The 9,305-nt window shown below is 60.8% G+C and carries 7 protein-coding genes; 6 read left to right on the top strand and 1 reads right to left on the bottom strand.

Translation table 11 applies throughout. The annotated features are described in order from the left end of the window. Positions 1 to 130: 130 nt before the first annotated feature. From ACILSI_RS17080 to ACILSI_RS17060, 5 genes are read left to right on the top strand one after another with little or no spacing between them, the layout of a single operon-like run. Entirely contained in the window at positions 131 to 1,078 is a 948-nt protein-coding gene (locus tag ACILSI_RS17080) for a hypothetical protein (RefSeq protein WP_395723112.1), read from the top strand. Positions 1,079 to 1,089: 11 nt separating this feature from the next. After that, positions 1,090 to 1,293: a hypothetical protein gene (locus tag ACILSI_RS17075; protein ID WP_395723111.1), complete on the top strand. Its 204-nt coding sequence runs from the start codon at positions 1,090 to 1,092 to the stop codon at positions 1,291 to 1,293. A 29-nt stretch (positions 1,294 to 1,322) separates the two neighbouring features. Then, on the top strand, positions 1,323 to 3,299 hold the full coding sequence (locus tag ACILSI_RS17070) for a DUF4838 domain-containing protein (RefSeq protein WP_395723110.1): 1,977 nt from the start codon (positions 1,323 to 1,325) through the stop codon (positions 3,297 to 3,299). Positions 3,300 to 3,350: 51 nt separating this feature from the next. Continuing rightward, complete coding sequence (locus ACILSI_RS17065) at positions 3,351 to 4,784, top strand: DUF1501 domain-containing protein (RefSeq protein ID WP_395723109.1); 1,434 nt, start codon at positions 3,351 to 3,353, stop codon at positions 4,782 to 4,784. Between the two features lie 48 nt (positions 4,785 to 4,832). After that, positions 4,833 to 6,272 carry a hypothetical protein gene (locus tag ACILSI_RS17060; protein WP_395723108.1) on the top strand — a complete coding sequence of 480 codons (1,440 nt, stop codon included), beginning with the start codon at positions 4,833 to 4,835 and terminating at the stop codon, positions 6,270 to 6,272. A 42-nt stretch (positions 6,273 to 6,314) separates the two neighbouring features. Here ACILSI_RS17060 and ACILSI_RS17055 read toward each other — a convergent pair whose 3' ends face one another. After that, positions 6,315 to 7,784, bottom strand: coding sequence for a sulfatase (locus ACILSI_RS17055; RefSeq protein ID WP_395723107.1), 1,470 nt, complete (start codon positions 7,782 to 7,784; stop codon positions 6,315 to 6,317). A 111-nt stretch (positions 7,785 to 7,895) separates the two neighbouring features. Between ACILSI_RS17055 and ACILSI_RS17050 the strand changes: the two genes are divergently transcribed. Continuing rightward, positions 7,896 to 9,239, top strand: a complete 1,344-nt coding sequence (locus ACILSI_RS17050; RefSeq protein WP_395723106.1) for a hypothetical protein — start codon at positions 7,896 to 7,898, stop codon at positions 9,237 to 9,239. Positions 9,240 to 9,305: the final 66 nt, after the last annotated feature.

The following is a 9,305-nucleotide window of genomic DNA, read 5'->3' as shown; positions in this document are numbered from 1 at the left end:
GGACACGCTTGAGAGCGCCACAAGGTTCCATCATGCGAATCGGCCACCAACAGCACCCAGGCCGCGAAGAAGACTGGCCCCCAAGTTTTGGCCTTTTTAACCCCTCTTTTTCAACAGGCTGCTAAGGCTCATGCAGGATGTGAACTGCGACACCAGCGCGCTGATCCGCGAGTTTACCGATCACCACTACGGCCCCGCCGCCGAGCAGGCCCGTCTTTATCTGGAAGAACTGGAGCAAGGGCGCGAGGCAATGCGCGAGCTGCCGCGCGGTGTCACCTACACGCCCGGACCTCGTTTTGAAGACCACATCTACCCCTACCTCACCGAGGAGAACATTCACCGCTGGCAACGCCGATTTGATGCCATGGAAGCCAGCGCCGCCGCATCCCCCGCAGCTCTGGCCAATGTCCGCCTGCTGCGATGCGAGCTGGATTTCGCGAGTCTGTGGAAGTGGTTCAAACTGCGCCAGTCGCACCCGGACTACTTCAAAGACGCCAACGTATTCGCCAACCGCATCAAGGCCGCCAGCCCGAGACCCTTTGCCCCCGGCACGCTCGCCGACTTCATGGCCATCATCGAAGGCGGTGGTGAAGAGAAGCCGCTGCCTGCCGAGTTCGACGGCATTGACCGCTCCCTCATCCAGACCTTTGTGCCCACCAACTCAGGGCGTCAGGCCGGACCCAAGACCGTGAAGGATGCCGAGGCCGCCCGTGGCTTTGCATCCACCATTCATCTGCCCGACATGCCGTTTCAAATCGGCTTCTACCAATGGGAATCGCGTCAGCCGTCCAAGGGCAAGGAAGGTGCGCGAATCCGCCTGGAGCAGAAAGACATCACCCCTGGCAAATACCGGCTCTACAAACTGGGTGCGATCATCCTCACGCCGGACAGTTGGATTTGGTTCTCGGCCAAGAGCTGGGCCACGAATCAGCAACTCGGCGAGCGCCTCTACGAGCCTGGAGCCATCAATCAATGGGACTCCTGGGTCTCCCTGAAGTTCGACGGCCCCACCTATGGCGGCACGGCGAAAGAAGATCTGGTGCTGTGTGATCGAATCATCGTCGTGAAAAAGCCGTGAAGACCTCTTCCATGAAGCCGCCGATCCAATTCATCTGCCGACTCCTCCTCACCGCCCTTCTCATCGCGCCCCTAACCGCACTCCACGCCGCCGAACCGAAAGCGGGCGACTCGAAGCGGATCGACCTCGGAGACGGCGTTACGCTGGAGGTCGTCTATCTATTGCCAGCTACTCGGATCGACCACGGCCATGTCATCGGCAGGGTGTTGGCGTGACGAACCATTAACCCCCATTCCCGAAAATCATGTTCCGATCCTCCTTGATCCTTCTGTGTCTCAGCGCGTGCGTGCTGCGGCTTTCCGCCGAGTCGCCTGCTGCGCAAAAGCTCGCTGACTTTAAGCGCGTCGTCATCGCGGATGACGCGAACGCGGTGCAGCGGGCAGCAGCTGCCGAACTGGCAAGCTATGTGAGCCGGATCACGGGTCAAAAGGTGGAAGCCATGAAGGCGAGTGTGTTCGCCCTTTCGAAGACAACCGGCCAGTCTTTCTTCGTCGGCGATGGCGCGGCGGAAGTGGCGCTGGGGAATTCGCCGAAACCATGGAAAACCGAGGAGTGGATGCTGCGCTCCGTGCCACAGGGGCTGGTGCTGGCAGGTGATGATGGCGCGGGTGATCCGTGGTCCATCACCACGGCGGCGGGGAGCATGCTGGCGGTTTACACGCTGCTGGAGGATCATCTCGGCGTGCGCTGGTTCTGGCCGGGCGAGTTTGGCGAGCATGTGCCGGCAAATGCCGATGCGCTCGTGCCCGGGCTCATTGACCGAAGGCAGCCTGCGTTTGAGATTCGTTCCGTGGAGCTCGGTTATTCGAGCATTTACCACACGAAGGTGTTTAACGATGCCGCCAGGCGCTGGGCACGTCGATCGCGCCTCGGCTGGGTGAAATCGGCGGTGTTCGGGCACAGTTGGGAGGCGGCGTTTGATCTGCGCAAAGGCGAGACTTTCAAACAGCACCCGGAATGGTTCGCGCTGGTCAATGGCAAACGCCGGCCACCGCAGATGTGTACCACGCACCCCGATGTCATCGCCCGCATGGTGGACTACGTGCTGGCGGGCAAACAGGACATCATGAACATCTCGCCGAGCGATGGCGGCGGCTTCTGCGAATGCGAGCGCTGCCAGGCGCTCGATGTGCCGGGCGTGCTCGCGTATGACAAAAAGCACGTCCAGCTCAGCGACCGCATTTTCACCTACGCCAACGAAATCGCCCGTCGGGTGCGCGAGAAGAATCCGGCGAAGAGTTGCGGCATGTTCGCTTACACTTACTACAACAAACCGCCCGTGAAGATCGCCAGGCTGGAGCCGAACCTGTATCTTTCCTTCGTTTTCCAAAGCGGTGCTCATCGCGATCCTGAAAACCTGCGCGAGTGGCGGGAGTCCGTCTCGGGCTGGCAGAAAATCGGCGCCAAAATGGTCGTGCGCGAAGGCTGGGGCAATCACTACTACCACGACATGCCGTTCATCCATGATCGTCAGATCATCGCGAATCTGGCCGAAGCGAGCAGTCTGGGATTCGTCGCCGCGTATGGAGAAGGTAGTAAATCCTTCGCCACCATGGCCCCGAACTTCTGGGCCATCACGCACATGATGTGGGATCCGAAACGCGCACCGGATAAAGTGATGCCCGACTTTTACCAATCCGCCTACGGACCTGTCGCCCTCGAAATGGAGGCCTTTTTTGGCGCTTACAGCCAGGCGCTCGACGCGAACTGGTCCAAGCGCGACCGCATCGTGGACGCCACAGGGATTGCCTATGCCAATGTCATCGCCGCCTGGGGCAAACTCATCCCCGCCGAGGCCGTTGCGGAGGCTGAAAAGCACCTCCAGGCCGCCGAAGCCAAAGCTCCTGCGGGCGAATACGCCGATCGCGTGAAGTTTCACCGCTTTGGCCACGAATACACCAAGGGCATGCTCGAACTGCTCGCCAACTACAAATCGCTCAGCGAGCTCGGCGTGAAGATGGATTTTGCCGTGGCCGTGAAAGCCACGCGCGATGATCCCGCTGCCCGCGATGCCTTGCTGAAGCGCACCTACGAGCTGGGCGAGCAGCGCGAGCAAATGCTCCTCGCCCACCGCGACTGGGCCGGCCCCGATGAAGGGCTCTATGCCTTCACCAATGACCGAAACATCCGCCAATGGCACGCCAACGTGAAAAAAGCCCTCGGCATCACCAAACCGAGCGCAGTGACCAAGGAGACACTCGACGGGAAGCAAGGCCGGTGAAGATCGTCTCGCGTGATATTCTTCCCCCAACTCAGCCGTAGTGGTTGACTCATGCTCACCATCAACGGCACCTCCCGCACCAACTGCTCCGGCGTCACGCGCCGTGAGGTGCTGCAGATTGGCGGTGCGGGGTTGTTTGGGATGACGCTGCCGGGCGTGCTCGCGGCGCAGGAGGCGCAGCAGGCCTTTGCGGGAGGGAAAGCGAAGTCGGTGATCTTTTTGTTCCTGTTCGGTGGTCCGAGCCAGCTTGAGACCTTCGACATGAAGCCGGGTGCCAAGCGCGAGGTGCGCGGCCCATTCAAACCGACCCAGAGCCGCACTCCCGATCTACTCATCAGCGAGCATCTGGGTCGTCTGGCGAAGATCTCGCACAAATACGCGGTCATCCGCTCGATGACGCACAACTACAACGATCACAGCGGTGCGGGGCATTATTTGCAAACGGGCCATCGCTGGCATTTGCCCGTCGGCGGCGGTTTTTCGGCCACGCCGCAGGATTGGCCGTCGATGGGCTCCGTGGTGGAGCATTTGAGCCAAAAAATGCCCGGTGGCATGGAGCGCGATCTCGCCTCGTATGCCGTGCTGCCGAACCGGCTCGGCCGGTTACAGGATCGCGGTCAATACATCCGCCCCGGCGAGTATGCGGGCTGGCTCGGTCAGGCCTACAACCCGATGACCACCGTCATCGACAAAAAGGAAGTGAAGGACAATCCCTACTGGCGTGCCTGCGCGGATGGCGAGCTGAGCTATGAGATCGAAGGTCTGAAGCCAGTCATCCCCGTGAGCCGAATCCAGGAGCGTGTCGGCTTGCTCGATCAATTTGAAGCCGTGCGCACGCGTCTCGACATGGGCGATGGCGACGCGATGGATCTGCACCGCAAGCGCGCGATGGCGCTCATCTCCTCGGACAAAACGAGTAGCGCTCTCAACATCCGCGCCGAGTCTGAACAGATGCGTGATCGCTACGGTCGCCATCTTTTCGGCCAGAGCTGCCTCATGGCACGTCGTTTGGTCGAAGCGGGCACGCGCTTCGTCACCGTGCATTACGACTGCCCGGATGGCTATGGCTGGGACTCGCACCGCACGAGCGATGACGTGCGTGATCATCTGCTGCCCACGTTTGATCAAGGCTGCTCCGCGCTGCTCACCGATCTCGACGAGCGCGGATTGCTCGATGAGACACTCGTTATCGCCATCGGCGAAATGGGACGCACGCCGATCCCGAACGCCACCTGGGGCCGCGGCCACTGGAGCACGTGCTTCCCCGCGCTCATCGCCGGTGCCGGAGTGCGCGGTGGCATCGTCTATGGCAAGTCCGACAAAGAAGCCGCTTATCCCGATGACAAACCGGTGTCGCCCGAAGATCTCGCCAAAACGATCTACTGGTCACTCGGCATCGATCCTGATCTGATGCTCATGAACCGCGAGAGCCGCCCGATCCCGATCGTGGATGGCGGGAAGCCGGTGATGGGGTTGTTTGGGTGAGTCATCCAATACGCGACAAAATGCTCCCGCTGGAGCTGTATTGCTTCCATGCGCACACTTCTGCTCGCCTTCCTCGTCACCGCCTCTGTATTCGCTGCGGATGCTCCCAAAGCTCCGCTGATGGCCGGAGCCGCCACATCCAACATCACGCCGGAACTCGGCGGCGAGGTCGTGGGAGGTTTCGCGCCGTATCCATGCACGCATATTCACGATGAGCTGCATGCACGCTGTCTGGTGCTGGATGATGGCAAAACGAAGCTGGCACTGGTGGTGTGTGATTTGCTCGGCCTGCATCGCAGCGTGTCGCTGAAGGCACGGGAACTCATCGAGAAGGAAACCGGCATCCCGGCGGCGAATGTGCTCATCAGCGGCACACACACGCACTCGGCCGTGAACGCGCTCGGTGGGCCGGTGCGCGGCTTCTTCTCGGACTTGGAGCTCACGGATTACCAAAAGTTCGTGGCGCGACGCATCGCGGATGGTGTGCGGCGTGCGGCGAATCTGCTGCGTCCGGCGGAAATCGCGTTTGGCACTGTGGACGTGCCGGAGCATGTGCACATCCGCCGCTGGTTTCTCAAGGAAGGCTCCATGCCGCCGAATCCGTTTGGTAAAATCGACAAGGTGAAGATGAACCCCGGCGCGGGCAATCCTGCACTGGTGGAGCCTGCGGGTGAACCCGACCCAACGATCAGCATCATCGCGCTGCGTGAACCGAGCGGACGGCTCATCTCCGTCTATACGGCCTACTCGCTGCATTACGTTGGCGGCGTGACCGGCGCGGACATCTCCGCCGATTACTACGGCGTGTATTGCGAGGCCTTGAAGAAGCTGCAAGCCAACGGCGGCGACTACCCGCCCTTTGTCGCGATGATGGCGAATGGCACCAGCGGCGACGCGAACAACATCAACTTCCGCAATCCCCAACCGGGCAAGAAGCCCTATGAGCAGATGCGCTACGTCGCTGAAGATGTCGCTGCGAAGGTGAACGTGGCTTTGCAAAAACTGACGTGGCAAGGTGAAGCGCCGCTCGCCGCGAAGTATCGCGAACTCGACGTGAAATGGCGCAGCATCCCCGATGAACTCATCGCCTGGGCCAAAGAAACCGAATCCAAGGCCCCACGCATCCAAGGTGGCAAAGCCGATCTGCCCCTGGCCTATGCTGGACGCGTGCAGCGCCTCGCCAAAGCCAGCCCGGAGACCAAATTCCCCGCGCAAATCCTCCGCATTGGCGACATCTGCATCGGCTCCTCGCCCTGCGAGACCTTTGCTGAAACCGGCGTCGAATTCCGCAAGCGCAGCCCCTTTGCGAAGTCCTTCATGGTCGAACTCGCGCATGGCTACTACGGCTACATGCCCACGCCGCGCCACTTTGAACTTGGCGGCTACGAAACCTGGCCCGGCACGAACAACACCGAATCCCAGGCCTCCGTGAAGCTCATGAACGCGCTTATGGAGATGGCTGCGGAAGTCAAAGCAAACGGTCCGTGAGTGTGCCGTGGACGACGTGCCTGGCTTTTGGCACTCTCTCAATCATTTGGGCAGAGGAAACTGGGCACGAAGAAGGTTCTCCGCTTCTTCGAGGGCGATCCGGTCAGGCGGATGGCCGATGACGTTTTCTAATTCCGGTTGATCAGAGGTGTGATCGTAGAGTTCGCGTGATTCGATCTCGCCGGTCTGCCAGTGCCGCCACTCGGTGTAGCGCCACTTGGCGGTGCGGACACTGTAACCCATGTGTGTGGGTTGTTTCGTGGGGGTGCGGTCGGGATACGCCGGGCGTGGATGCTGGGTGAAGGCGGCGGGCTTGACCGTGAGCGCCGGATTATCCAGAACGGGGAGCAGACTTCTACCTTCGAGACCCGGCGCGGCAGGCAAGCCGCAGAGGGCGTTCAGAGTGGGGAAGATGTCGATCATTTCGACAAGGGCATCGGTTTGCACACCTTCTTGCCCGGCCTGCGGCGTGGTGAGGATCAAGGGAACGCGGGCGTCGAGCTCAAAGTTGCTCGTCTTGGCCCACAGGCCGTGCTCGCCGAGGTGATAGCCGTGGTCACCCCAAAAGACGATGATGGTGTTTTCGAGAAGGCCTTGCTCTTTCATCGCCGCGATGACCTTGCCGATCTGAGCGTCCATGTAGCTGATGCCTGCAAAGTAGCCGTGGCGCATCTCCGCGATCTGCTCCGCAGTGGGCTGCTTTTGCTGATCTGCCGGGCCAAGAATCTCGGTGCTTTGATGCGAGGCGATTTTGGGTGCGTTGACAGGCCATGCCGGGTTCAGAGCAGGCAACTGTGCGCGGTCGTAAAGGTCCCAGTATTTCTTCGGGGCATTGAAGGGCGCATGAGGCTTCCAGAAACCGAGCGCGAGGAAAAAGGGGCCGTTCTTTTTCAGCTCAGGAAGGATGCGCACAGCCTCGGCGGCGACGCGGCCATCGTAATAGGCTTCGTCAGGCACGTCGTAGCACTCGCACATGCCGACGGAGCCGTATTTGCGCAGGCCTTCGGTGTGTTTGGCGTGGTTTTCGGGGAGCGCCCCGCTGATCTGCGGCGTGTCGTCACCGTGATTGGCGTAATGGAGAAATTCGGGGGCAGACCACGAGCGCGGATCGCCTTTCTCCTTCGTGTGCCAGTTGTGGAAGAGCTTGCCGGTGCAGCGCGTCGTGTAGCCATGCTCCTTGAACCACAGTGGCAGCGTGGTGATCTCCGGCTTCAACTCGCGGAAGTGCGTGCCATTGACGTAGAGACCGAGCGTGCCCGGTCGCAGACCGGTGAGCATGCTGGAGCGGCTGGGATTGCACACCGCTTGCTGACAATAAGCACGCGTGAATGTGGTGCCGCGCGCCGCAATGGCATCGAGATGCGGCGTTTTCGCCACCGAGCCGTAGCAGCCGAGCTCCGGCCGCAGGTCATCGGCGGTGATGAGAAGCACATTCGGCTGAGCGCCATCAAGACGCGGCAGGATCATAAGTGCTCCGAGGAGGATGACAGGGACGATGCGATCAGGTTTCATGGCGGCTGGTTGATGATGAGTTGCACGCATGGCTTTAGCCCGGACAACTGCAAGACAGGAGGAGTTCGGCGCGATAGTCGAGCATCACTTCTTCACTTCAACGTGTTTACCATGAAAGCCATTCCGCTTCTGCTTTTCCTTCTTGTTGCTTCTTCAGCCTTCGCAGGATGGCAGGCTGGCGCGGCGAAGGCCGACATCACGCCCACGGAGTCCGTGCCGCTGGCAGGTTACGGCGGCAAGACGCGAATGTCGCAACGGGTGGAGCATCCGATCTGGCTGAAAGCGTTGGCGCTCAAGGATGATGCAGGGGCGACCTCGGTGCTCGTGACGGCGGATTTGGTGGGGCTGAGCGACAAGATGATTGCAGTCATCGCGAATTCGGCGCTGGAGAAGCATCGCGTTCCCAGAGAGCGGCTGATCTTGAACACCTCGCACAATCACTCGTGCCCGGTGACGGAGGATGTGCTGTGGTTGTATTATGAATTCACGCCGGAGGAGGCTGCGGCCAAGGATCGCTACACGGCGATGGTGTATGCAAAATACGACGAGGTCATCGGCGCGGCCATCGCGAGCCTCGCGCCTGCGGAGTTGGCCTTTGAGCAGGGCTTGGCCGGAGTGGCGGTGAATCGGCGTCGTTCGCGTGGCCCGGAGAGTCGCGCCTTCGGCGGGCAGGTGGATCAGGATGTGCCGGTGATCACGGTGAAGAGCGGAGATGATCTCAAGGCCATTGTCTTCGGTTATTCGTGCCACACGACGGCGCTCGGCGGCCTCAGCATCAATGGGGACTACGCGGGCTTTGCTCAGTTGGAGCTGGAGAAGTCGTTTCCAGGCTCGGTGGCGTTGTTTGTGCAGAATTGCGGCGGCGATGCCAATCCGCTGCCGCGCATTCGCGGAAAGGATGTCGAAGCGACCGAGTTGGCGTCAATGTATGGCAAAGTTCTGGCCGAAGCGGTGCGGCAGGTGATCGCAGGCGCGATGAAACCGCTCGGCGGACCAATTCGGGCTGCTATGAGCGAGACGGAGCTGGATTTGCAGCCCGGCATTCCGCTCGATGAATTGAAACAGCGGGTTCCGAACCTCAGCGGCATGCCGAAACGGGAGTTCGAGCATTTCATCCGCCAGTATGAGACGCTCGGCTCGCCGCCGGACCGCGTGAAGTATCCGATTCAGGTCTGGCAGTTCGGCGCTGGCTTCACGTTCATTGCGCTCACGGGCGAGACGGTGGTGGATTACTCGCTGAAGTTCAAAGCGGCTTATGGCTGGAACAACACCTGGGTTTGCGGTTACAACAACGACCTCACCAGCTACATCCCCAGCCTGCGCGTGCTCAAAGAAGGCGGTTACGAAGGCGTGACCGGCATGTTTGAGTATGGACACCGCGCGCCCTACATGGAGACGGTGGAGGAACGGATCACGACGAAGGTCGAGGAACTCGTGAAGGCGGCAGCAAAGTAGTCATCTTGCTCCCGCGAGATGAGCACAACGCTCACGCCGAAACGACACGCCTCCGAAGTTCGTTGC

The organism is Prosthecobacter sp., from assembly GCF_044232965.1.
Taxonomy (GTDB): Bacteria; Verrucomicrobiota; Verrucomicrobiia; order Verrucomicrobiales; family Verrucomicrobiaceae; genus Prosthecobacter.
The sequence above is the reverse complement of the archived record's forward strand: the minus strand, read 5'-3'. Positions and strand labels throughout refer to the sequence as shown.

Excerpts from the sequence above, each read along its gene's own strand:
- ACILSI_RS17080 (WP_395723112.1), top strand. The coding sequence starts at position 131 with ATGCAGGATGTGAACTGCGACACCAGCGCGCTGATCCGCGAGTTTACC.
- ACILSI_RS17075 (WP_395723111.1), top strand. The coding sequence starts at position 1,090 with ATGAAGCCGCCGATCCAATTCATCTGCCGACTCCTCCTCACCGCCCTT.
- ACILSI_RS17070 (WP_395723110.1), top strand. The coding sequence starts at position 1,323 with ATGTTCCGATCCTCCTTGATCCTTCTGTGTCTCAGCGCGTGCGTGCTG.
- ACILSI_RS17065 (WP_395723109.1), top strand. The coding sequence starts at position 3,351 with ATGCTCACCATCAACGGCACCTCCCGCACCAACTGCTCCGGCGTCACG.
- ACILSI_RS17060 (WP_395723108.1), top strand. The coding sequence starts at position 4,833 with ATGCGCACACTTCTGCTCGCCTTCCTCGTCACCGCCTCTGTATTCGCT.
- ACILSI_RS17055 (WP_395723107.1), bottom strand. The coding sequence starts at position 7,784 with ATGAAACCTGATCGCATCGTCCCTGTCATCCTCCTCGGAGCACTTATG.
- ACILSI_RS17050 (WP_395723106.1), top strand. The coding sequence starts at position 7,896 with ATGAAAGCCATTCCGCTTCTGCTTTTCCTTCTTGTTGCTTCTTCAGCC.